This window comes from Mycolicibacterium wolinskyi (assembly GCF_002101965.1).
GTDB classification, from domain to species: domain Bacteria; phylum Actinomycetota; class Actinomycetes; order Mycobacteriales; family Mycobacteriaceae; genus Mycobacterium; species Mycobacterium wolinskyi.
The window spans coordinates 256,093-279,249 of the sequence record NZ_LQQA01000029.1; the positions used below are offsets into that span (position 1 = coordinate 256,093).

Genomic DNA, 23,157 nt, shown 5'->3' on the forward strand with positions numbered 1-23,157 from the left:
GGTTGGCTACGCCCCGTACAAATGCAGGGCCCGTGCGGTCACTGTCGCGATCTCGCCGCTCAGCCCCGCGATCGGTGGGCCGCCACGTTGGTGGATCACGTTCGCGAGGACAACAACGTAGGTGTTCGAGCCCGGGTCGATCCACAGCGTCACGCCGGTGAATCCGGTATGCCCGAAGCTGCCGATCGGGAAGATCAGACCACGTGGCCGGGAATGTGCGGTGTCGATGTCCCAGCCGAAGCCGCGCAGGTCTTGTCCGGCGATTGCGGGATAGTGCGGGGCAAGCAAGGGATCGGTTGAGTTGGGCGAGGTTTCGATGGCTTCGCGGGCGGCGTTGTTCGCGGCTTCCAATTGCGCGGCGGTGTGTCCAGGTTGCTGTGGCGTCGTCATCAGTTCCAGGGTCGAGCGCGTCAGCGGAAACGCGCTCGGCCGGCCGGCGAGGCGATCGAGTAGAGCCTGCGCGAACAGACCGACATCGTGGACAGTCGAAAACACCCCGGCGCTTCCTGATATGCCACCCATGCGCCGGGCCGTCGGGTCATGGACCGTACCGCGCAACAGGTGACCGAAATCGGGGTTGAGGCCCGGAGTGTCCCCGTCCACCGCGGTGGGGGCGACACGCGTCAAGAGCTCGGTATTCCAAGTGCCCGGCGGGCACTCGTCAACTTCGGGCGCGCCTGGATCGAGAGCGATCGCGGTTCCCCGGACCTGGTGTGGGCCACATGCTTTGGCCGCGGGCAGATAGTAGGTGTCGTTCATGCCAAGGGGCTCAAAGACGTTGTGCCGTATGTAATCTTCCAACGGCTCGCCGGTGATCTTCTCGATCAGTGCGCCGAGAATGATGAAGTTGATGTCGGAGTAGTGGAACAGTTCGCCAGGGCTGAACACCACCCACGCGCCGAGTGCACGGCGAATGCCATCGACCTTGTCGGCCTTGTCCAGCCCCCACGGCCCGTCGAGGCTCAGATCTCCTGCAATGCCCGACGTGTGAGTGAGCAACATGCGCAGCGTCACCTGTGCCCGGCGCGGATCGTCAGCCGGGTTGAAGTCGGGAAGGTAGGTCTGCGCGGGTTCGTCGATCTGAACCTTGCCCTGTTCGTAGAGCTGCATGATGGCGGTGGCCGTCGTGAGGCTTTTCGTCAACGAGGCCAGATCGAAGATCGTGTCCTCGATCATCGGCTCGGCGGGCGCGGGCGCCCCGTCCAGTCCTGGTTCGTCGGCGAGCTTGCGCGAGCCGAAGGCCTGACGGAAGACGATGTTGCCGGCGTGCCCAACCTGTACCACCGCACCCGGCAACCGATGTGCCGCAATCGCATCGTTCATCAGTTTGGCGACCGGCGCGAAGTCACCCATGGGAACGACGGGCGGCGTCGTCGTCACCGGTGCGGCCGGTGCGGTCATCGCCGGCGTCGTGGGGTCGGGCTGTGGCTGCGCGCCCTGTCCGCACGCGGCGAGCGTGAGAATGACGGTCGCAGCCGCGTACACATGGGCAGCAGCACGTGATCGAGACACCGTCACCACCTAAACGTTAGCCGGGGCCCCCGAAGGTCGCGCCCAGAATGTGCGGTTTCTGCCAGGTGGCGGTCAATTTCTGCCAGTGGAATTAACCGTGTTGGGTGGGCTGTTGTGGGTGTCAGACCGGGTAGGAATCCCCCGAACCGGTGGAGGAGACATCCGAACCGCGACATCTGCCACGGCTCGAATCTGAGACAGAAGGGGCTTTGCCATGAAGAAGTTTGGATTTGCCGGCGCCATTATTACCGGTTTTGCTGCCGCCCTGGTTGGTTTGGCTGCGCCGGCTCAGGCCGATGTGACGCATCATCAGTGGGTGCATGACATTCAGCATCAGGCCACGGTCGGCGATATCACGCCGACGTTCGGCAACGGCCGCTGACGCACGACGACACAGATGCGGGGCACCCTTGATCGGGTGCCCCGCCTTTGTCGTTCAGGAGAGGGCCATGCCGACGCCGAGGGCGATCATCATGACGGCGATGATGGCGTCGAGGATGCGCCATGTCATGGGGGTGGCGAAGAGGCCGGCGAGGCGACGGGCACCGAGGCCGAGGCCGGTGAACCACAGTGCGCTTGCCGCGACCGCGCCGGCGCCGAAAAGCCAACGCTGGCTGTGGTGTTCGTTGGCCAGGGTGCCGAGCAGTACGACGGTGTCGAGGTAGACGTGGGGGTTGAGCCAGGTGAGGGCCAGGCAGGTGACGAGGACTTCGGCGAGTCGGGCGGGGGAGCGTTCGGAGGGGTTGAGTGTCGAGGGGCGCCAGGCGCGGCGGGCGGCGAGCACGCCGTAGCCGATGAGGAATGCCGCGCCGCCGAACTTCGCGACCGTCACGGCGTCGGGGTGGGCGGTGATGAGTGCGCCGACGCCGGCGATGCCGGCCGCGATGAGGATGAGGTCAGAGATCGTGCAAACCGCGATGACCGGGACCACGTGCTCACGGCGAATGCCTTGGCGCAGCACGAAGGCGTTCTGAGCGCCGATCGCGGCGATCAGCGCCATGGTCGTGAGGAAGCCGAGCAGCACAGGGGAGTTCACCCCTCCGACGGTAAGGAAGCAGTCTGATCAAGTACAGCTAATGTTTCTTCATAAGCATTAGCAGCGCTAATGAGCAAGAGCTCATCCATACTGTCACGTTTGCCCGCCGGACCTTGTCAGGTGCGCCTCCGAGTGTTGTCACCTCGGACTGGCGTTCGATCCGGTAGGCCGAAGCCGGCGGAAGATTACGTGGCGTCCAGCCGATTCGGGTAGCACGCAAGCGCAGTGCGGTAAGCAGATTCGGCCGGACAGGGCACGTCGGCCCGTAGGTGAGTTGGTAGAAGCGTCCCTGTGGTCGAAGTACCGACACCGCCGTTGCGACTACGTCGGTGACCGCGCCGGCAGACATGGACAACAGCGGCAGGCCGCTGATGACGGCATCGATCTCCGGGCGATCGGTCAGCTGCCAGGAGTCGGTGGCGGCATCGGCGCACACTGGTCGATCGATTCGTGTCAGACCGCAGCCTTGGTCACCAACGCGCTGGGGATGGCCCTCACCAATCGTGACCCGCAGGCCGGTGGGATCATTCATTCGGATCACGGAGTGCAATTCACCTCCTGGGCGTTCACCGATCGTGTCCATCTTCAACGACTGATGCGGGCGGGCGGTGTTTTACTCCAGCACCCACGCATCCAATGCCTGCTGCGCTGCCTTCAACGACGGGAAAGGAGCTGCCGCTGCAAGGAATTCGGCGCGCAGGCTGCGATGGAATCGATCGATCTTGCCGGTGCTGGTCGGTGAGCGCAACCGGGTCAGCAGGTGCTCGATGCCGTGTTCGCAGCAGATCGCATCAAAGAGCACTTCCACCGGCGGGTGGTTGAACCGTCCGGTGAAGGCCGATGCAGTCAATCAGGTGGTGCTTGTGGCGGAAACCGCATCAAGGTCAATGATGTTGGGCGCCAAAAAGGCCCTCACCCCTGCACAAGTTGCAGTTCCTCGGCGGTCGTCCGGAGTGCGGCCACCACGGCGCGCGCACCGTCGCTGACCGACTTCTCAGTGAGGGCCAGGGCCGCGCGGCCCGACCAACTCGGATCGTCGACGATGACGGTAGTCACCCCGCGGGGTACCGACCGGGCCGCCAAGCCTGGGACCAGACAGATACCGAGTCCGGCCGCCACCAGCCCGAGCCGGGCCGGCCACCCGGTGACCCGGTGGCCGATAACGGGATCGGTCAGTGTCGGCCATGCCCCGAACTGCGGATCTCCGGCTGATCCGGCGCCCACGATCCACGTCTCGCCGATGAGTTCCCTGACGTCGACGCGGCCCGCGCCGTCGAGTCGGTGGCCGGTCGGCACGGCGACGCACAGATCACCGCTGTGCAGGCGGTATCGGGCGAACTCGTCGAGGTCGTAGTCGGGCAGCTCCTGTCCCGTTGCGATCACTGCAACGTGGAGCCGGCCGCTGCGCAGATCGTGCAGCAGCGTCGGGGTGGCCGCCTCGGTTGGCGCCACGACCAGACCGGGGTGCTCGGTGGACAACCGCGCGACGGCGCGCGGGATGAGTACGGCCATCGAGGCGGGAAAAGCACCGACGGTGACCCGGCCTGCGAGGCGATCGCCGAGAGCGTCGATTTCGCGGTGCAGCCCTGACACCGCGCCCAGAATGCGCGCCGCATGGGCCACGACCGCGGCGCCGGCGGGAGTGACACTGACCCCGCGCACCTCCCGGGCGAACAGCCGGTATCCCACCGCTGCCTCCATGGCCGCGACCTGACGGGAGATCGCCGGTTGCGAGTAGCCCAAACTTCTGGCCGCCGCGGAGAAGGACCCGGTCAGCGCGATCTCCCGGCACACTCGCAGCCCGTCCAGCGTCACGTCCGCCACCGGCCCACCCTATCCATGCGTGATGCGTATGGGTAGGCATCGGAATGCTCATCGCAAACATGGACTGCAGGGACCCGCCCCCGCTGTTGAGACGAACGAACCCAACGGAAGGACAGACACATGACCACCTGGTTCGTCACCGGCGCTTCCCGTGGAATGGGCCGCGAGCTCGTCGAGCAGCTGTTGGCGCGCGGGGACACCGTGGCCGCGACAGCGCGCCGCCCGGAGCAGCTCGACGACCTCGCCGACCGCCACGGCAACCGCCTGTGGCGCCGTGCGCTCGACGTCACCGACACCCATGCCGTCCGAGGTGTCGTCACCGAGGCATTCGCCGCTCACCCGCGCATCGACGTCGTCGTCTCGAACGCCGGCTACGGGGTGTTCGGCGTCGCCGAGGACCTCGACGACGGGCACGTCGAAACGTTGATCGCCACCAACCTGACCGCATCGATCCAGCTGACCCGCGCCGCGCTGCCTCATCTGCGGGCGCAGGGCGGCGGCCTGCTCATGCAGATGTCGAGCATGGGTGGCCACCTGACGTTTCCCGGATTCTCGCTGTATCACGCCACGAAGTGGGGTATCGAAGGCTTCTTCGACGCGTTGGCGACCGAGGTCGCGCCCTTCGGCATCCGCACCATCCTGATCGAGCCAGGGGTGGTGCGCACCGGTTTCTTCGACGCGGCGCCACGGGTGCCGCTCAGCGCGCCCTACGTCGGCGGACCCGCCGATCGGCCGCCCTTGACTGCCGAGGAGATGACCGACGACCCGGTCCGCACCGTCGCCGCCATCATTCGTGCCGCCGGCGCCTGCCCGCCGCCGCGGCGCCTGGTGCTGGGCTCGGACGCGTGGACACTCATGACCGCTGCGCTACAGCAGCGGCTCGACGACGTGGCGGCCCAGCGCGACAACGCTGCCACCGCAGACTTCGCCGCCGACTCGACCGCGCATGCGACGGATTGACCGCCGCGCTGGCACACGGGTAGCCAACCTCGCGATCAAGCTGCTACTAGCTTCGCCGAGCGTGTCGAACATCTGGCCGTCCCCGTTCGCTCGGAATCGTCATTGCGGCCCACCTCATGGCCATAGCGCTGGCGGCCGCCTGGCTGCCGCGGGGGGTCAGAGTGCTGGACCGCTGTGGCTGGCTACGCTGATCGCAGATGCTGGTGACGGCTGATCTTCTCCTTCAGCCGGGCCTTGCAGAACTCCAGCGTCTACGACGAGTACTAGAGCCTGGCTCTCCTGCGAATGCCTGCACTACGGGTGGTATTGCACGGGTTTGAAGGCAGATTCGTTGCGGTGTTGGGTGCTGGCCACCGTTGTGGCGCTATGGCCGATCCGATTGACCGCGAACGGGGCATACGCCTTCCCGGGGTTACACCATGAGCACTGGCACTACCCGTTGTTAAAGCAGCGAAGCGGGCCGGTGGAATTCGTGGCCTAACTGTTCGCCATTCACCTGATTTACAGACTGCAGGTCTTTCTGGCCATGGTCGCGGTTTACGTTGCGGTGACCCCGCCCGGTCCGGGCTAGGTGTAGCGGGCCTGGATCGGCCTTGCGCTGGGCTTGGCGGTGTTGCGCTCGATGTTGAATCGATGACTGGTTGCGGACGGCAGGTGGGGGTGCCATGAGGCTGCTTGTCGTGGCCGCCGGATTGCTGCTGGTGGCGGCCTGTTCGACCGGTTTATCCGCGGAGTGGTAGTCCGCCCGCTGGTGCAGTCAGCGCGCCCGTCGTGCCGCCGGCGATTTCTGGTATCGATGACACCGTTTCGGTGACGATTGCCCTTGCCGATTCGTTCGATGTGCTCTCCGGCGGGAAGTGCGCTGGTCGGTCGGTTAACACCGGGATGCGCGATAGCGCCCGTGTGCAGCTTCGCGGCGACACTATGGGCGGCACCCTGACGGGTTGTGAATCATGGGCAATGCGGTGTCGGCAATGATGTACTGCGCGTTCTGCGGGGCTCGAATCGCGTTAGGTCAACAAGCTGATCAGCGGTCACGGGGTGTACATCTGCGGCGATTGCGTCACCAAATGTGTTGCGATTATGGCGGATCGACAAATCGAGACAAACTCGCGTTGCGGGACCGGGGGAGTACTCGGATGATGAATTGCTCGACGAGATCCCGCGCGTTGCCGCGACGACGGCCAACGTCGAGGCAGACTTACGCGCCCGTGTCGCCGAGCTTCGCCAGCGCGGGGTCGCCTAGTCCCGGATCGCCGCCGCGTTGGGTGTTGCACGACCGTCGGCCCGGGGGCGCTTCACTCACGATTAGCCGCCGTTCCCAGCCTCTCGAGAGACAAGTTCTTACCGAGCAGCGAAGGGAAAGCAATCCAGTGCCCACGACGCCTCAACCAAGGCGTCCCGTCGGCAACCAACGGCATTTTCGGACAACCGTGTGGTTCTAGGATCCGCCACCAAAAACGGAAATTGGCGTCCGCCATCTTGAGCGGAATTCGGGAGAAGCTCTGGTAGAGAAGGCGGCATCCGTCATCTGAAACCGGAACCTACAGCTGCTTTGTAAGTTCTCATTTTCGGTGGCGGATTCTCATTTGAAATGGCGGAAGGTGGGCGGCGGTGGCGGTCGCATTCCTCTACGAGCAGTTTGAGGCATTCGTTCTTTGTCGGAATGGAGTCTCGTGGGAAATACATGTGGCCGCCGCGGCTGCGGACGACCTGGGGGAGTAGATCGGCGGACACCGACACAGCCCGATAACACCGTTGCGGGACGCGTCGAGCGTGCGGGTGACAATCCGCAAGGTAGACGGCGGTGGCTGGTTTCGCAGTTCGAGCCCATATGAATGGTTTCACGAGGTGTTGGTGTTGATGGAGGACTGCTAGTTTGGGCAACACTCAACTCGGAGCGGCGATACCGGCGTTGATGAACGCCAAGAGGCTGTTGAGAGCCCGTCCCGGCCGCAAGCCGTTCTCTTCCTTGCTCCATGCGGTAACCGACAGTGCTGTGCCGACGGCGTGGCGAATGCGCTCCACCCGGTCTTTCGCAGGCAACTTGCTCAGAGCCTGTGCGAGAAGTTCGTCGAACTGCGCAATGCCTGGGTCGCGTAGCAGTCGGTCGATCGGCGCGGTATCGGGATCTGTGACGAGTAAACGAAGGAGCGCTGAAGTGGCGGACCCGTCCTCTGGATTCACCACGGCGAGGGGTTCGAAGAAGGCACGGGTGATGTCCGAGACGCAGGGCTGACCTCCGAGCGCGGCATAGCGGCGAGCGCGTTCGTCATTGATTGGTTTCATCAATCGCGCGAAGAGAGCGTCGATCAGTGCGCTACGCCCACCGAATGCCGTGGTGACTGCCGCGACGTTGACCGAGGCGGCCGCGGTCACGGCACGAACGGAGAACCCCTCTGACCCAGCGCTTCTCAGCATCTCCTCCGCAGTGTCAAGAAGAAGCTCTTGCATCAGCTCTCGTCGCAAAGTCGATAGCTCCCGTGGTTACGTGCGGCTTGACGTACGCCTCTCAGCACCTAGTCTAAACACTGTTTAGATCGGGAGGGCGATCATGAACAATTTCGTTGTCGAGAACGTGCGGGTTTTCACCGGTGCTGGGCTGAGCGTGCCGACAAGTGTGGCCGTCGTTGACGGACGCATCGCTGGCATGCCTTTGCCGGATATGGCCTCGATCGATGGGTGCGGAGCCGCGCTGCTTCCCGGTTTGATCGATACGCACGTGCACGTCCACAACCGCCGACAACTCATGGCCTATGGCCGGTGGGGCGTCACCACCGTGCTGGACATGGGGACTGCGAATTGGCCTGCCACCGACGATCTCCGACGCGAATCGATGGTTGCGGACCTCAAGAGTGCTGGCAACGTCGCCTGCGCCGTGAACGGCAGAGCAGTGAGAAAGATGCACTTTCCGTCCTCGAGCGCAGTATCGGGTCCGGCCGATGCTGCCCGGTTCGTCGCCGACCGCGCAGCGCAGGGCGTCGACTACATCAAGATCGTTCTGGAGGAGAAGCTTCCGTTCCAGCCCAAGCCGCTGGACACTCGGACGGTCGAGGCTGTCGTCGCCGAGGCGCACAAAGCCGGTTTCCGGGTGTGCGTGCACGCCGCGTCGGTGAAGAGCTTCAAGATCGCTTCCGACGCCGGGGCGGACGTTCTGACCCACGCGCCGTTGGCGTCGGCCCTCGACGGCTCGCAGGCCCGCGATATCGCACAACGCGGGCATGCCGTTTCGCCCACCCTGGTCATGATGAAAAAGCTCGTCGAGCGTTTTCCAGCCCCCATCAAGCCGAAGAGAATCACGTACCAGAACGTGGTGCAATCCGTACAGGCGCTGCACCGCGCCGGAGCCACGATCCTCGTTGGCACTGACGCCAACAGCGACCCGACGGCACCGAACACGATCGAGCACGGGGCTTCTCTGCATGAGGAACTCGAACTGCTCGTCCAGGCCGGGTTGAGCCCGGTCGAAGCGCTCAACGGTGCTACGCAGACGGCGGCAGATGTTTTCGGGCTGACCGATCGGGGCAGAATCAGTCCCGGCCAGCGTGCCGACATGCTGCTGGTAGAGGGCGACCCGACTACCGACATCCTCGCTACTCAGAACATCAAACAGGTCTGGATAGCAGGGGAGGTGGTTCGCTGACCAACGATGACGCCGAAAGGCGTTCTGCGCCACGCGCCCTCAGCCCCGTGGCTGTATTGCTCCTATGTCAATCGGCGACGAGTCGCCGATGCGGTCTCTGGGTAATCGCGATGCGGTGCAGTACGGTGCGGAGTGGACGATTACTTCGAGCGATTGGGCCGCGCGTCGGCGGTACTGCCCGACCAGACCGGGGTCGGCGCGGTATGCGGGTGATCATTTCTAGTGCTTCTCCACTGAGCGCCTTACGCTACGTCACGAGCCGTGGTCATCGACAATCGCTGAAAGCCTTTGAAACGCAGCAGTTCCCAGCCCATGGGCCGTCCGCAAATCTCCGCAGCTAAAATGGCCGGTGCTGAGTTCGATCTGCAACATGGCCTGGCTATAGGCCGCCGCCTCACCGCCGCCGATGGTAGTCATTCCAGCTTCCGAGCCCGGGTGCCCACAGCTCCAACAGGGGCGCCGCACACCGTGCCTGCGGTGGCCGCATAGAAACGGCCCTCACCATCGCCCAAGGCCACGCCGCACCGGCCACGAATCGCCAGTCTGATGGCCGGTAGGTTCGGTGTGTCGACGGGCGAGCTGGGCTGGGCACGGCTGCCCCGTAAGCAGATTCGCGGTCGCTCCGGAGATGACGGTGTCGAGGCGGTCGCGGGTGGCAGCCAGCCCGGTCAGGAGCTCATCGATGCGATTTCGTTCACCAGCCAGACGGTCCAGGAGTGCGGGGGTGGCTTGTCCGTCGATGACACAGGGCGTGAGTTCAGCGATGACCTTGCTGGACAAGCCCGCGGCGTAAAGCTGCTGGATCAGTCGGACCCGCTCAACAGCGTCGTAATCGTAGTGGCGCTGTCCCCTTGCGCTGCGCTCAGACATAAGCAGGCCCTGCTCCTCGTAATAGCGCAGCGCCCGGGTGGTCACGCCCGTTCGACGTGCGAGTTCACCGATACGCATGCTGAACTCCTGTTATCTGGGTCACTGCGGCTTGCCTTTCACGTCGATGTCAAGTTTTAGCGTACTTGCGTCGACGGCAGCCGGTTGAGAACTCCGGTGGCCCGGTCGATTGCACGGTGGGATCGGAGGAAGACGGTGGTCGAGCAAAACGTGTCGATACGGCGATTGATCGGGCTCGAAGAACATACGTGGACGCCGGCGCTGCGCCAGGCTCTGCTGACGTGGGGCGGCGACGAGACCGTCAACCAGATGAGCAGCCAGGGAGTGATCAACGAACGCCTGCTTGACGTTGGCGACGAGCGCCTGGCGAGGATGGACGCCAACGGCGTGGACATGCAGGTTCTCTCGGTGACCTCACCGGGCACTCAGCCATTGCCGGCACAGGTGGCCATCCCCTTGGCGCGGGAGGCCAACGACGTTCTCGCCGAGGCGGCTCGTGCTCACCCCAACCGATTCGCGGCATTCGCCACTCTGCCGACCGCTGCCCCTGCTGCGGCCGCCGCGGAGCTGCAGCGCGCCGTCACCGAACTCGGTCATGTGGGAGCGATGCTTTTCCCACGCACCGGTGCGACTTTTCTGGATCACGACCGCTTCCGGCCCATCTTCGAGGCGGCTGACCAGTTGGACGTGCCGCTGTACATCCATCCCGGGATGCCACCGAAGAAACTCATCGACGCCGCCTACACCGGGTTCGACGAGTGGACCAGCCTGCAGTTGGCCACCGGAGGCTGGGGCTGGCACTCAGAGGCGGGACTCGCCGCGCTGCGTCTGATCTTGGCCGGTACCTTCGACCGTCACCCCGACCTACAGGTCATCTTGGGCCACTGGGGCGAAATGCTTGTGCTCTTCGCTGACCGCGCCGACGTCCTCAGCTCGGCTCATCTGGACCGGCGTGTCCTGGAATACATCACCGGCAACCTTTCGGTCACCGCGGGTGGGGTCTACAGCCACCGCATGCTGAAGGCAGCCGTGGACGTGCTTGGCCCGGACCGTGTGATGTTCGGGGCCGACGATCCGTACGGTGCCCACGGCAAGATCGGGTCCGATTCCCGTGGCTCATTCGGCGGGCCCGGCGGCGCACGTGCCTTCGTCGAGAACGCACCGCTCAACGAGCTCGACCGCCGCAAATTCGGACACCTCAACGCCGAACGGATCCTGGGCCTTACAGCCGCGTGATCTGCCATCACCCCTTCCAATAAGGACGTCCACGCATGCCTTTGAACCAGAACACCGGTCTCACCAGCCCTGAAGCCACCCCGATCCTGTCGGTCAAACCCCTGACCTTGTCCGCACCCGAACGAGGTGAGGATCTGCAGGTCCACGTCTGTGCGCCCATCAGCGGCACCAACCTGCCGATCGTGTTGTTTTCGCACGGATTTGGCTCCAACCTCGACGGCTACGCGCCCCTGGTCGACTACTGGGCATCCCATGGTTTCGTCGTCATCCGGGCCACACACTTGGATTCCCGCCGGTACGGGGTCGCGTCTGACGGTGCGCACAAGCCCGGCGTGTGGCGGCAGCGGGTGCAGGATATGACACGCATCCTCGACGAACTCGACGGGATCGAGGCCTGGGTTCCCGGTCTGCCCGGCCGGGCGGATCACAGTCGTATCGTCGCGGCGGGTCACTCCTTTGGTGGCCAGACCGCGGGCATTCTCGTCGGCTTACGGGTCGTGGATCCAGAGACCGGCGACGCACAGGATCTGTCCGACCCCAGGGTGATGGCCACCATCCAATTAGCCACCGCCGGTTCGGGCGGTGACGACCTAACCCCCTACGCCCGCGACCACCTTCCATGGCTGCGCGGCCAGGACTTCTCCCACATCACCGCGCCCGGGCTCGTCATCGCCGGTGACGCCGACGAACTCCCGCTATCCACGCGGGGACCGGCATGGTGTGTCGACCCCTACACCCTCAGCACTAACCGCGAGAGCAGGAGTCTGCTCACCGTCTATGGTGGCGAGCACTCCCTCGGCGGCATCGCCGGCTACGAGGTAGCGGAGACGACCGACGAGAACCCTGACCGCGTGGCCCTTATCCAACAGGTCACCCTGGCCTATCTGCGGCACGTCACCGGTATCGACCAAACCGACTGGGAGACGGCCAAAACCGTCCTTGGCGGCAACTCCTACCCGTTGGGCCGTCTAGAGTCCCAGTAGCCGTCAGCGGCGGCCATGTGCAGCGTTGACGGCACGAAAAAGCCGAGAGAACTGTGTCTCGTGATCCGGCGAGAGTGGAATTTGCCGCCGGATCAGTCATGAACACTCTCCAGGTCCCCGATCACCTCGCTGATACTGATCTCGTCGATGTGCCGCCACCACAACTTCCGGCAATGACGCCGTCAGATATGGGCATCGAATCCGCTTCGAGATCCCCGTTGGACGAAGCTACGCCCGGGTGATGAACAGCGTGAAAAACGGCATCACCCCGAACGACGAGTTCGCGTCCAACTACCTCGTGTCCAACGCTGTCAACTTGCCGGCCGCCGCTTTACGATGACGGTGTCGAGCCGGAACTTCACCGCGGATGAGCCAAATTGGTTGTGGCTCATAGGCATCACCGAGCATCGCACCAGCGAGCGCAAGGCCCACCTCTGCGTGATCGAAGACGTGTTCTCCAACCGCATCGTCAGGTACTCGATCGACTCCCGAATGAAGTCCCGATTGGCCACCACCGCCGTTCATAGCCGCGGCCACGCGCTACGGGTGCTTTAACGATGTGCGCAGCAGCATCGAGCATGCCCCAGGGCGCTCGGCACCGCAGATTGGTGTCAAGAACGCCGATCGCCGTCTCAAAAGCCATCCTGCCGTTAATGATTCATCATCGAGCGCTCCGCAAACCTGGAGCTGGCAGACAGCGCACCCCCTCGGTGCCACTATCATTGCGCCATGACCGTCGTCACCGTGTTGCACCCCGGGACCATGGGCGCGGAGGTTGCCCGTCTTGGGGTGCAGGGCGGGGCTACGGTGCGGTGGGTGTCCTCGGGACGAAGCAAGGCGAGCCGGCAGCGAGCGGCCGACGCCGGCCTGCAGGAGTGCGCGGACCTGCATGACGCCTTACATGATTGTGATGTCGTGCTGTCGATTTGCCCGCCGGCGCACGCCGAAGACATCGCGCGTCAAGCCGCCGGTTACCGCGGGATATATGTCGATGCCAACGCGATCGCACCTGAGCGTGTTCACCGGATCGCAGAGCTGCTGCCCGATGCCAGGGTGGTCGACGGCGCAATCATCGGTCCGCCACCCAAGCGGCCGGCAACGACGCGGTTGTACCTCTCTGGTGACACTGAGGCCGTCGCGAACCTGTTTGAGGGCACCGCGCTGGAGGTCGTCGTGATTTCCGATCAGCTGGGACAGGCCTCAGCCCTGAAGATGGCATACGCCTCCTACCAGAAGGCGTCGCGTGTGTTGGCCGCGACTGCTCATGCGCTGGCCAACCAACACGGGGTCGGTGAGCATCTGGCCCGCGAAGCAGTGCTTTTGGAAGGCCGGCCGCTAGCCGAATCTGACGCGTTCACCGGTGCAGCGGCGCGTGCGTGGCGATGGGCACCCGAAATGCTCGAGATTGCCACCACATTGATGGCCGCCGGGCTGCCTGCCGACATGGCAGCCGGTGCAGCGCGAACCCTGGATCGGTGGGTTGCGGTGCGTGATCGTACCGACCTGTCCCTGGCAGAAGTGCTCGCGATGCTCGCCGTGGCACCCCCCGAAGCGCCCGCGTAGTGCCCCGCGAAACGCCTGACAATCGCGGGTCAGCTCGGAATTGCCGGACCGCTACCAGCGCTGACGAGAGTTATTGAGGCTCTTTGGGATTGCCGCTATGAGGTGAGTAATGGTCGAGCGCCACGCTGGTCCCGGTGCGGGTGGCGATGCGCGGATGGGCCGCGACCGGGGTGCGCCCGTCGAATACCGTCACCTCGTTGGCCCGCAGTGAGACTCGGACTTTGCGGCCAATGAACCGCACAGGCACTGAGTACTTCACCATCCGCACGGTGATCCGCGACGAGCGATCCACCCGCGGGGTGAGTACCAGCCCGGGATCGAACGGTTCGACCGGCAGCGGCGCCAACAGGGGCTGTTCTGCGGCGAAATCCTCACCGACGGTGCGGATCCGATCAGCGATGCGGCGGTGATCGTCCTCGGCTTCCCAGCCACGGATGCGGTTGTTGAGTTCGGCCAGTGAAACCGTACGGCGATGCACCCGATACTTCGTCGCCAACTCCCGGATCGATAACCCCTCGACCCGGGCGTCCCGGCGAATCGCTGCGAACTGCTCCACCCGATCCTCCACCCCTGGCTCCTCTCCATCGCAACTGTGTTCGATGAATCAACAGTGGAGTGGGCCAGATCAAACCGTTACAACCGCACCGGCGAGTCGGCAAATGGGGCCAGTTCAAACCGTCCTACCGGAGCCAAATCAACCTGTCACAGTCAATGCAGATCGATTGGGCGGTCGCCAGGGGACAGCACCAGCTCCACCTGCTCAGCTACACAACGCGGTACGGCAGGCGGCTGGCTGCACGCTCATAGTGACGAATTTGGGATAGGCTTGTTCCATTTCCGGAACGCGCGGGAGAGGCCCATGGTGAACGATGCGTTGGACCGCCTGAGTGACGATGACGTCCATCGACGTATTGCTGCGATGCGGGAACTGCTCGAACGGACGGAATCCACCCTGACGAAAGTCCCTGCCGCGACCGACAATTCGATGACAAGCCGCGGGGATGCCGCGGCGATCCGGGCTGACTGCCTGGCGAAATTGCAGCGGTTGTCAGGCTGGGCGTTGCGCGACGCGGTGACCGATGGTTTACAGCACGGCATGACGTGGCGGTGGATGGGAACAGCGTGTCAACTGCCGGTCGGCACGCTGCATCGCCAGTACCACGCTGCCGGCCGGATCGTCGTTCGGGACAACGTCAGCCAGGAGCTGGTTTACACAGATCCGCAAGAGGACTCGTAGAGAGAGTCGCGTCATGGAGGCGCAGCGGTGGGCGCAACGACAGGAGTCCGCGTTCGAGGAATGGGTAGCCCAGTACGGCAGCGATGACACCCAACTGTGGGACTTCGGACTCGACTCGCTCGATCGGTTGACCTACATCCTGTTCAACTACTTTCCGACCCAGGCGCATCTCGACGATGCACGCAACGCCGAATTCGTCGACGGGGCCGTGTGGTATCTCGGCGAAATCGTACGGCGCAGCGAGCCGAAGAAACGGCGCTGGAGCAATCGCCACACCGGCACAACATCGGGTGAGTACATCGTCGAGCACACCGCCAAAAGCCGCAGCAGCGAGTATGTCGTGCCCGGCTCACACTTGCGGTCCGCAATCAGAAGTGGCAACCCGCAGTTCCTGCGCACCTGGTATGGCGACTACATCGCGCCGCTGTGGACTAAACCGTGGCCGGCCTGGATTCACCAGACCAATACCGGGACATGGACATTCGACGACGACAACGCGCGGTGGGTGAGCCAGCGAGACCAGTGGCGCGACAGCATCACCGGAATGCTGGCGACGCTCGACGCTGCGCTGCCGACAGTGACGTTGGATTACTCGCCAGCCTCACTCCATCAGCTCGAACGGCACCTCATCGGCGATCCAGCGGGGCAGGACCCGGCGCTACGCACAGCCCTCGCCGCCTACCTGGGTGAAAGCCTGTTGCGCGCGGCGGGCGGAAAGTGGATCTGGGATGACCGACGTGACCGCGCCACCAACGGCTTTCCCGTAATCGACACCGGCAGCGTCGCTAACATTATCTCGCCGGCACACGTCCTCGAGTACGCACTCGCCTGGCGCGACGGTCATACACTGCCGCGACTGCATCGTGCAGCGATCGCGCGCCGCGAGACCCTCCAGAAGCGTGGCCGAAGGTTATTCCGGGAGACCACCCCGGGGCTCGACGGCCCGACCGAGCCGAGCGCGGCGGTGATCTGGGCACACGGCGCGGCACAGCGGTTCGGCGACTGGGCGGCCCAATACGGGGCCGACCACACTTGGGATTACTCAGCCGCGTCGCTGCACGCTCTGGCCAGCGTGCTTCTGCAGCACTGCCCGGCACGAACCCATCTGCTCAGCGGTCCCGCCAGCAACGACTTCTACGAAGGGGCGGTGTGGTACTTCGGAGAGACATTGCGCCGCGCCAAACCCTCACACTGGGACATGAATCCGCCCACGCACCTTCACGGCAAGGCGCTGGCCGGCGCTGCAGGCCCGGCGCTCGCGGGCATGCGCGTCGTTAGCGACGTCGCCCACGACACCAGCTTGGCTGTCTACCTGGTCCAAGAACTCAACCGTGTGGTGTGTCGCACGCGTTGGTCACCAACACTCCCGGCGCCCGACACCGATCCGGAGGCGCTGGTCTCGGAATTCAACCACTGGGCGACAAGTCCGGTCCGTGGCCGCATCAAGGAGTCGTTGACACGACGACAACGGGTCAGACGTCGGGTTTGGCGCCATCTGTCCGACGAGCAGTTCCTGGCGCGGTGGATCAGCGAGCAGCAACAGACCCACCCCGGCTGGGTGCAGCGATACGGCGACGCCGAAGCCTGGGATTTTCGTGTCGATAGTCTCGATGCACTGGAGGAGCTCATATGGCGAATCGCCAGCGAACCCGAGGCACTGTTGGAAGACCCGATCAATCACGACTTCCTCACCGGTGCCACGTGGTATCTCGGCGAAACCCTTCGGCGGACAACACACAATCTGCATTGGTCCTACCGCCGAGACGACATCGCCGACCCAGTCCTGATTGCAGGAAGCATCACCGCCGAGCCGGTCGAGCGACTTGTCCGGGTCTACACCGATTTCCAACGCACCGGCGGCACCCTGCGCACCTGGCACGGCACGGTCACATCGGCACTCACCCGCAACGCATAGAAGTGCCCGACCACCCTCGACGGGAGGCGTTTACGCGTCGACTCATCGATGACGCGCCACAGCACAAGCATTCAACCGAAAACCACGTCCCCACAACAGGACACCGGGTTGCCGATGTGCGGCGCGGCGGCCCAAGAGGCGTCACCGCTAGCGCGCGTAGCGGCCATCCCGCAGCAACAGCGGTGCACCATCTTCACAGAGATAGCTGCGTTTGATGGATGCGACCGGAAGGCCGAGCAGATGGGACAACGGGACCAACGTCACCAGACTCAGCTGCGGGTCGGGCGCGGCCGGGACTGGCCCGTGGTCGACCTGGATCAGGATCCGGTACCAGCGTTGCATCTCAGTGAGCCTATAGCCGAAGGCGAGTTCCTCAGGAGACCACGGCAATTCACGGTAATCCAGCGACAGTTCTTCACGGATCTCGTCACCGAGCACCCCATATAGGTAATGCTCGAGAACATCGCTCGTGGCGCCGAAAAGTTCAGGCCGGGGATCCTCGCCAGCAGTCCCTCAACGCGTCCAACATCGGCGCCCGGCGAATGCACGTGGTCGCCCAACGAACAGAAGTGGGTGGAATCGAACCGCTCCGAGACCTTGTCTGCCGGACCGGACCGGCGCAGGTGGCCAGGCTCGACGCGGTCGATGGCGGTGCCAAGTCCGATCGGGCGCCTTGTTGGCGTCTGACGGCCGGGGTGCCGATACCTAGTTTCGATGCCACCGACTCGATCGTCGCCCACTCCGACCCATACTGATCGCGAACCTCGGCGACCATCCGCACTGCGCGCTCACGCAGCTCAGCCGGATACTTCCTCGAACCCGCCACGACTCCATCCTTCACAAGAGATGAAGTCTCCGGACTCACCGGGGCGATTCACACCGCCGTCAGTTAGCCACCGGGACTGGAACCCAACAGGTAGGGCAGGTCAAGATGTCACCTATCGTGCAGCAGACCCAAGCGGGGCGCAGACGTTCCTAGGTGTGCGACTCCTAGGCAACCGGCGTCCTGGCAGGAGATTTGACTCTCGCCCAGAATCAGTACTGGGAATTCCCAGCCGGCTCCGCGACTTCGACACGGTCGGCTTGGGCAGGCGGAGGCAGGTCACAGTCACCCGAAGTTGCAGACAACATCTTTCAACGCGCCTGAAATGCACGGAAGGAGAACGCGTATGGTCGGCGACACCACGCATCCTCTCGAATCAGGGGATGGTCTTGACGGTGCGGTCGCTATCGTTACCGGTGCAGCGCGAGGGGTCGGCGCGGCAACAGTGCACTGGCTACACGCCAGAGGAGTGAAGGTACTCGCCGAGGACATTCGGCCCGAGGTGCATCACCTCGCTGATCAGTATGACCACGTCATCGCCCTAGAGGCGGACGTTGCGGTTGAAGATTCGGCTATTCGCGCGGTCGAGTTGGCGGAACAACATTTCGGTCGTCTCGACATTCTTGTCAACAACGCTGGTCGCACGTTGAACAAGCCGTTAACCGAAACCACCATCGAGGAATGGGACGAATTGATGTCGATCAACGTCCGTGGAGCCTTCTTGCACGCGCGTGAAGCCTTCAAGGTCATGCGCGATCAGGGCCGGGGCGCCATCGTCAGTGTCGGTTCTTACGCCTGCACTGTGGGACTGCCTGAGGGATCCGCATACTCCGCGTCGAAGGGAGCCCTCGCCCAGCTGACGAAGGTCATCGCACTCGAAGGCGGTGCTCACAACGTCCGGGCCAACCTTGTGGCCCCCGGAGTGATCGAGACCGACATGCTGGACAACTTCCGAGACGACAGCCGCGAGTACCTTCGGTCTTTCGCCGGCGCACACCCGCTTGGTCGCGTCGTCCAACCAGAAGAAATCGCTGAGGTGATTGGTTTCCTTGCCTCCGAGCGGTCCAGCTTCATGACCGGTGCCGTGGTCGCAGCCGACGGCGGCTTCACGGCCGCCTGATGGCCGCATGGCGCTGGCCCACATATACGGCCAAAACCATTGACAGGAGGACAGATTGATGACGGGGCGTCTGGACGGAAAAGTGGCTTTGCTCACCGGTGCTACCGGAGGGATCGGCACAGCGACGGCGGAGAGTTTCCTGCGCGAGGGTGCCCGAGTGGTGGTGACCGACACGCGCGCCGACTCACTGTCAGCGCTTACAGAGCGGCTCTCTAGTTACGGCTCAGCAGTCCACGGTGCTGTCGTGGATGTATCGAGGGCCGGCGACTGGAACAACGCAGTTGCGCTGGTTGAAGAACGCTTCGGCCGCCTCGATGTGCTAGTCAACATCGCCGGGATCGTGGCGTGGGAGGGCGTAGAAGACGCCGATGAACCTTCGTGGGACCGCGTGATTGCGGTGAACCAGAAGGGCACCTGGCTCGGCATGAAGTCGTTCATGCCGCTTCTGCGCGCCAGCGGCAATGCCTCGGTGATCAACACGTCGTCGGTCCTCGGTCTGATCGGTGGTGGCGGTGCTGCGGCATATCATGCGTCAAAAGGTGCAGTGAGACTGTTGACGAAGACTGCCGCCGTCGAGTACGCCACACGCGGCGTGCGGGTCAACTCTGTCCATCCCGGCGTCATCGCAACGCCGATGATCGAAGATATCCTCGACGAGCAGGGCGATCAGCAACCCGACATCGTGCGCACTCCGATGCGGCGGGCCGGTCGTCCCGATGAGATCGCGCCCGTCATGGTGTTTCTCGCCAGCGACGAATCGTCATTTGTCACGGGAGCTGAGTTCGTCGTCGACGGTGGGCTGACCGCCCACTGACACCGGTCGTCGCAGTGCCCAGAGCTGGATGCGGGCGTGCGCATGCTCGATGAGGCGCAACGCTAGAGAAAGGAATCTCGTCCATGTCGGTTTGGTTCATCACCGGAATCTCGCGCGGGCTAGGCCGGGCGCTGACCAAAGCGGCCCTGGGCCGCGGCCATACAGTGGTCGGAACCACTCGATCCGGGACAGTTGACCTCGACGCGCCCAGGGATCGCCTGCACGTCCTGCCTTTTGATCTCGCTCACCTGGACGAGGTCGGCGCGGTGATCGACCGAGCGTGCGCTGTGACGGGTGGCCTGGACGTCGCGGTCAACAACGCCGGATATGGCCTCCTCGGCGCCATCGAGGAAGCCTCTGCAGAACAGGTCAGGCACCTGTTCGACGTCGACTTGTTTGGGCCACTGCGCGTCATCCAGGCGGCGTTGCCGCATTTGCGGTCACAAGGACGCGGTCATCTGGTCAATGTGTCCTCGATCGCTGCGCTCGACCCACTAGCCGGTTCGGGACTGTACGCTGCGGCGAAGTCCGCCCTGAGCGCGTTGTCGGAGTCCTTGTACGAAGAACTGAGTCCGCTCGGCATCAAAGTCACAGTGGTGGAGCCAGGGTCGTTCCGTACTGATTTCCTGTCAACAAAGTGGATACGTTTCACGACGACACACGTCGGCGACTATGCCGCGGCCGTCAGACCAGTACCCGAGCACTTCGCTGACCATGCCGGCCGTCAGGTCGGTGACCCCGACCGCGCCGCTACGGTCATCATCGACGCGGTGGAATCCGACACCCCGCCACTACACCTGGTGCTCGGTGCTGACGCGTTACGTCGCTGCCGTGGCCGCCTGCAGCGGTTGAGCGCTGATCTTGACGCATGGGAGAATCGTTCTACGGCAACATCATTCGTGCCCGGCAGTCGATGACCCGTGGGTGCATCGACCGTCATCCGGAACCGGTGGGAGGAACTACGTTGGGAGCGGTCTGCGGGCGTCGCTCGACCTCTGATCGCCAGCCAGTCCTTCCGTCACCTGTCGTGAAGCCACGAATTCCCGCCCCAGTACCGTTGTGTAGTAGACGAATTGACCGCTGTATGTGCGCACCCAAGTCGGTGGGAAGACCGACGGGGCGTCACCGTGACCGCTCTCGGACGTCGCGGGACCAGTCGCACACGGTGCCCTAGCTCCCGCGAGAGCGTCCTGATAGGGCGCGAATCCTCACGCTGCTATCGAATACGCGTCGTGGACGGCGCACGGCCTCTTAGCCGCCACGCGGATCGACTTGGTGAGCCACTCGATCACCGCCGAAGGCTTATCGCGAGCCCGTCTACGCGCTAACTTGCGCAGTTTCGTCGAACGAGTCATCGCGTGATGAACCACTCCGCGCCAGCACGCCCTCATCTGTTTCAGCTGCTTCAGCGTTCGCTACCCCCGTACGGACCACCTTGGGCGCCGATCATCGAGCACCCCAGCCCGGTGAACGCCACGACAAGTCCGCCGTCAACGACACCTTGCGCATGTCAACGGCAATTGAAATCTGATCAGTTGTCGGCAAGTGAATTTTGACCAGCTGGGGTTCATTGGTCGTCGGCCGTGACGTTGGGGACGCGGCCGAGGTCTCGGTCTTTGATGCGGTAGCTGTCTCCTTTGAGTGAGATGACCTCGGCGTGGTGCACGAGGCGGTCGATCATGGCGGCGGCGACCACGTCGTCACCGAACACTTCACCCCACCGACCGAACGGCTTGTTCGAGGTGACGATGAGACTGGCCCGTTCGTAGCGGGAGGACACCAGTTGGAAGAACAGGTTGGCGGCTTCGGGTTCGAAGGGGATGTAGCCGACTTCGTCGACGACGAGCAGCGGGTACCGCGCCAGACGGATGAGCTCGGTTTGCAGCGTGCCGCTGTGATGGGCCGCGGCGAGCCGGTCGACCCATTGACTGGCGGTGGCGAACAAGACCCGGTGGCCGGCTTGGCAGGCTCGGATCGCCATGCCGGTCGCCAGGTGTGTCTTGCCGGTCCCCGGCGGCCCAAGGAACACGACATTGTCTTTGGCGGTGACGAAATCCAGGGTGCCCAGATGGGCGATGGTGTCACGTTTGAGACCGCGAGCGTGGTCGAAGTCGAACTCCTCCAACGATTTCCGGGACGGAAACCGGGCAGCGCGGATACGTCCCTCACCGCCATGAGACTCGCGGGCAGACACCTCTCGCTGCAGGCAGGCAGCCAGGAACTCTTCGTAGCTCCAGGTCTCGGACCGTGCTCGCTCGGCGAGGCGATCGACGGCTTCACGCAAGGTGGGCGCTTTCAATGCGCGGGTGAGATAGGCCAGCTCGGCGGTCACGTCGCGGCAGGCGGCAGCGGTCTTGGCAGTCATTGCGCCACCGGCCCGTCGATGTCGACCAGAGCGTCATAGTCGGTCAGCGGGCGCTGCTCGACATCGACCTGGGTGGGGAGCGTGACGATGTCGAAGCGGTTGCGGCGCATAGCCTTAGCCGCGGCGAGGTGTTCGGGGTCGCTGATCGTCTGGTGTTTGGCCCAGGCTCGGTCATGCTCAGCAACCAACCGTCCAGCACACCACACCCGGACCCGGTTCAGGTCCGCGATGACCTCAATACGCCGACCCACCACGGCCGGATGTACCGAGTAGTCGTTGGTGTCCAGGCGCACGTAGTGATCACGCGGTAACCGGGCATGGGTTCGCCATCCGGTGGCTGGTGCGACCGGCGGCAGTGCCACCATGGCGGCCCTGTCGGCCTCGATCCGGTCCGCCGGTCGGCAGCCCAGCACGCGATGGCGGCGGTGATTGGCGATGACCAGCCACTGGCCAAGTTGGGTATTGAAATCCGCTGGTGAAGCGAACACCCGGCCCGGCAGAAATGCTCGCTCCAGGTAGTCGTGGAAACGCTCCACCAGGCCTTTGGCTTCGGGGTCAGCGGGTTTGCAAATCACCACTTTGGCGGCCACCGTCCCGCGGAACGCCTGACACGACGCGGTCAATTCCGGTGCCCGCGCCCGCCACCGCCCGACCGCGCCCTCGCCGTCCCAGACGAACACTCGCGACACTGCACCCAACACCGAAAGGTGTTGCCACCACGCGGCATACAAATCTTCAGCGCAACGGCTGGGGATCAGCAACGCTGAGGCCCAGCGCGAATACCCACAGACCATCGTCATCACCGGCAGCGCAGTAGCCGTGCGCGTCTGACGATGACCTACAGGGATCTGTATGTCGGGGAACCACAAGTCGCACTGCGCGATCTCGCCGGCCTGATAGGTCGTGCGGGAGGCCGGGTCCGGCGGCAGATACACCGGCCGCAACTCACGCACCCGCTCACTGAGCGTGCGGATCGAATACTGCCAGTCGATCCGCTCGGCGATCACCGTCGATGGCATCCGTGGATACGCCGCCAGTAGCTCGCGAATCCTCGGTTCGGCCTCATCGACCACCGACCCCGCCGACACCCTCTGATACTTCGGCGGCCGATCACTGGCCAACGCCGCCTTCACAGTGTTGCGGGCCACCCCCATCACCCGCGCGACCTCAGAAATCGATAACTGCTCCGAACGGCGCAACCGCCGGATCTCTGCCCAGTCCTCCACACTCAACACTCG

The 23,157-nt window shown here is 64.1% G+C and carries 21 protein-coding genes and 5 pseudogenes; 13 read left to right on the forward strand and 13 right to left on the reverse strand.

Annotated features, from left to right (window positions below):
* Positions 1-6: 6 nt before the first annotated feature.
* Positions 7-1,401 carry a serine hydrolase domain-containing protein gene (locus AWC31_RS22420; RefSeq protein ID WP_085146359.1) on the reverse strand — a complete coding sequence of 465 codons (1,395 nt, stop codon included), beginning with the start codon at positions 1,399-1,401 and terminating at the stop codon, positions 7-9.
* 325 nt (positions 1,402-1,726) lie between these two features.
* Between AWC31_RS22420 and AWC31_RS37490 the strand changes: the two genes are divergently transcribed.
* Entirely contained in the window at positions 1,727-1,894 is a 168-nt protein-coding gene (locus tag AWC31_RS37490) for a hypothetical protein (protein ID WP_165766031.1), read from the forward strand.
* 54 nt (positions 1,895-1,948) lie between these two features.
* Here the strand turns inward: AWC31_RS37490 and lysE are convergent, their stop codons facing one another.
* From lysE to AWC31_RS22440, 4 genes and pseudogenes are all read right to left on the reverse strand, one after another.
* A complete protein-coding gene (lysE, locus tag AWC31_RS22425) occupies positions 1,949-2,548 on the reverse strand; it encodes an L-lysine exporter (RefSeq protein ID WP_085146156.1) in 600 nt (199 codons plus the stop codon).
* Between the two features lie 37 nt (positions 2,549-2,585).
* Complete coding sequence (locus tag AWC31_RS38315) at positions 2,586-3,080, reverse strand: class I SAM-dependent methyltransferase (protein WP_133060210.1); 495 nt, start codon at positions 3,078-3,080, stop codon at positions 2,586-2,588.
* 84 nt (positions 3,081-3,164) lie between these two features.
* Positions 3,165-3,383: pseudogene (locus tag AWC31_RS22435) on the reverse strand (integrase core domain-containing protein); the annotation flags it as partial.
* A gap of 77 nt (positions 3,384-3,460) precedes the next feature.
* Entirely contained in the window at positions 3,461-4,372 is a 912-nt protein-coding gene (locus AWC31_RS22440) for a LysR family transcriptional regulator (RefSeq protein ID WP_085146158.1), read from the reverse strand.
* Positions 4,373-4,492: 120 nt separating this feature from the next.
* Here AWC31_RS22440 and AWC31_RS22445 point away from each other — a divergent pair, with 120 nt between their 5' ends.
* Together AWC31_RS22445 and AWC31_RS38320 are read left to right on the forward strand one after the other, a co-directional pair.
* Entirely contained in the window at positions 4,493-5,332 is an 840-nt protein-coding gene (locus tag AWC31_RS22445; RefSeq protein ID WP_085146159.1) for an SDR family oxidoreductase, read from the forward strand.
* A 1,023-nt stretch (positions 5,333-6,355) separates the two neighbouring features.
* Positions 6,356-6,475, forward strand: coding sequence for a ClpX C4-type zinc finger protein (locus tag AWC31_RS38320; RefSeq protein ID WP_085146160.1), 120 nt, complete (start codon positions 6,356-6,358; stop codon positions 6,473-6,475).
* Between the two features lie 747 nt (positions 6,476-7,222).
* Here the strand turns inward: AWC31_RS38320 and AWC31_RS22455 are convergent.
* On the reverse strand, positions 7,223-7,801 hold the full coding sequence (locus tag AWC31_RS22455; RefSeq protein WP_133060211.1) for a TetR family transcriptional regulator: 579 nt from the start codon (positions 7,799-7,801) through the stop codon (positions 7,223-7,225).
* A gap of 151 nt (positions 7,802-7,952) precedes the next feature.
* Here AWC31_RS22455 and AWC31_RS22460 point away from each other — a divergent pair, with 151 nt between their 5' ends.
* On the forward strand, positions 7,953-8,975 hold the full coding sequence (locus tag AWC31_RS22460) for an amidohydrolase family protein (RefSeq protein ID WP_165766033.1): 1,023 nt from the start codon (positions 7,953-7,955) through the stop codon (positions 8,973-8,975).
* Between the two features lie 252 nt (positions 8,976-9,227).
* On the opposite strand, the gene AWC31_RS37495 is transcribed toward AWC31_RS22460, so the two are convergent.
* The gene (locus AWC31_RS37495; protein ID WP_165766034.1) at positions 9,228-9,392 is read right to left on the reverse strand and encodes a hypothetical protein; all 165 of its coding nucleotides are present in this window, start codon (positions 9,390-9,392) and stop codon (positions 9,228-9,230) included.
* A gap of 81 nt (positions 9,393-9,473) precedes the next feature.
* Positions 9,474-9,923: a MerR family transcriptional regulator gene (locus AWC31_RS22465; protein ID WP_085146163.1), complete on the reverse strand. Its 450-nt coding sequence runs from the start codon at positions 9,921-9,923 to the stop codon at positions 9,474-9,476.
* Positions 9,924-10,058: 135 nt separating this feature from the next.
* Here AWC31_RS22465 and AWC31_RS22470 point away from each other — a divergent pair, with 135 nt between their 5' ends.
* The 4 genes and pseudogenes from AWC31_RS22470 (at position 10,059) to AWC31_RS22485 (ending at position 13,645) form a co-directional block, all read left to right on the forward strand.
* Positions 10,059-11,099 carry an amidohydrolase family protein gene (locus AWC31_RS22470; protein ID WP_110775212.1) on the forward strand — a complete coding sequence of 347 codons (1,041 nt, stop codon included), beginning with the start codon at positions 10,059-10,061 and terminating at the stop codon, positions 11,097-11,099.
* Between the two features lie 35 nt (positions 11,100-11,134).
* Entirely contained in the window at positions 11,135-12,082 is a 948-nt protein-coding gene (locus AWC31_RS22475; protein WP_085146164.1) for an alpha/beta hydrolase family protein, read from the forward strand.
* Positions 12,083-12,433: 351 nt separating this feature from the next.
* Positions 12,434-12,619: pseudogene (locus AWC31_RS22480) on the forward strand (IS3-like element ISAar45 family transposase); the annotation flags it as partial.
* 192 nt (positions 12,620-12,811) lie between these two features.
* Positions 12,812-13,645, forward strand: a complete 834-nt coding sequence (locus AWC31_RS22485; RefSeq protein ID WP_085146166.1) for a DUF1932 domain-containing protein — start codon at positions 12,812-12,814, stop codon at positions 13,643-13,645.
* Positions 13,646-13,751: 106 nt separating this feature from the next.
* On the opposite strand, the pseudogene AWC31_RS22490 reads toward AWC31_RS22485, so the two are convergent.
* A pseudogene (locus tag AWC31_RS22490) lies at positions 13,752-14,105 on the reverse strand (Mu transposase domain-containing protein); the annotation flags it as partial.
* Positions 14,106-14,504: 399 nt separating this feature from the next.
* Between AWC31_RS22490 and AWC31_RS22500 the strand changes: the two are divergent.
* Both AWC31_RS22500 and AWC31_RS22505 read left to right on the forward strand, forming a co-directional pair.
* Positions 14,505-14,882 carry a hypothetical protein gene (locus tag AWC31_RS22500; protein WP_133060212.1) on the forward strand — a complete coding sequence of 126 codons (378 nt, stop codon included), beginning with the start codon at positions 14,505-14,507 and terminating at the stop codon, positions 14,880-14,882.
* 13 nt (positions 14,883-14,895) lie between these two features.
* Complete coding sequence (locus AWC31_RS22505; protein ID WP_085146169.1) at positions 14,896-16,797, forward strand: hypothetical protein; 1,902 nt, start codon at positions 14,896-14,898, stop codon at positions 16,795-16,797.
* 147 nt (positions 16,798-16,944) lie between these two features.
* Here AWC31_RS22505 and AWC31_RS22510 read toward each other — a convergent pair.
* Together AWC31_RS22510 and AWC31_RS36925 are read right to left on the reverse strand one after the other, a co-directional pair.
* Positions 16,945-17,271 (reverse strand): annotated as a pseudogene (locus AWC31_RS22510) (Imm61 family immunity protein); the annotation flags it as partial.
* Positions 17,272-17,494: 223 nt separating this feature from the next.
* Positions 17,495-17,623: pseudogene (locus AWC31_RS36925) on the reverse strand (IS3-like element ISMyma3 family transposase); the annotation flags it as partial.
* A 343-nt stretch (positions 17,624-17,966) separates the two neighbouring features.
* On the opposite strand from AWC31_RS36925, the gene AWC31_RS22520 reads away from it, so the two are divergent.
* The 3 genes from AWC31_RS22520 to AWC31_RS22530 all read left to right on the forward strand — a co-directional run bounded on the left by AWC31_RS22520 (position 17,967) and on the right by AWC31_RS22530 (position 20,471).
* Positions 17,967-18,740, forward strand: coding sequence for an SDR family NAD(P)-dependent oxidoreductase (locus AWC31_RS22520; RefSeq protein ID WP_085146172.1), 774 nt, complete (start codon positions 17,967-17,969; stop codon positions 18,738-18,740).
* A 58-nt stretch (positions 18,741-18,798) separates the two neighbouring features.
* Positions 18,799-19,554 carry an SDR family NAD(P)-dependent oxidoreductase gene (locus AWC31_RS22525; protein WP_085146173.1) on the forward strand — a complete coding sequence of 252 codons (756 nt, stop codon included), beginning with the start codon at positions 18,799-18,801 and terminating at the stop codon, positions 19,552-19,554.
* Positions 19,555-19,637: 83 nt separating this feature from the next.
* The gene (locus AWC31_RS22530) at positions 19,638-20,471 is read left to right on the forward strand and encodes an SDR family NAD(P)-dependent oxidoreductase (RefSeq protein WP_085146174.1); all 834 of its coding nucleotides are present in this window, start codon (positions 19,638-19,640) and stop codon (positions 20,469-20,471) included.
* 650 nt (positions 20,472-21,121) lie between these two features.
* Here the strand turns inward: AWC31_RS22530 and istB are convergent.
* Positions 21,122-21,919, reverse strand: coding sequence for an IS21-like element helper ATPase IstB (istB, locus tag AWC31_RS22535; RefSeq protein WP_085146175.1), 798 nt, complete (start codon positions 21,917-21,919; stop codon positions 21,122-21,124).
* A complete protein-coding gene (istA, locus tag AWC31_RS22540) occupies positions 21,916-23,154 on the reverse strand; it encodes an IS21 family transposase (RefSeq protein WP_085146176.1) in 1,239 nt (412 codons plus the stop codon). Before istA ends, istB begins: the two co-directional genes overlap by 4 nt.
* Between the last annotated feature and the right edge of the window lie 3 nt (positions 23,155-23,157).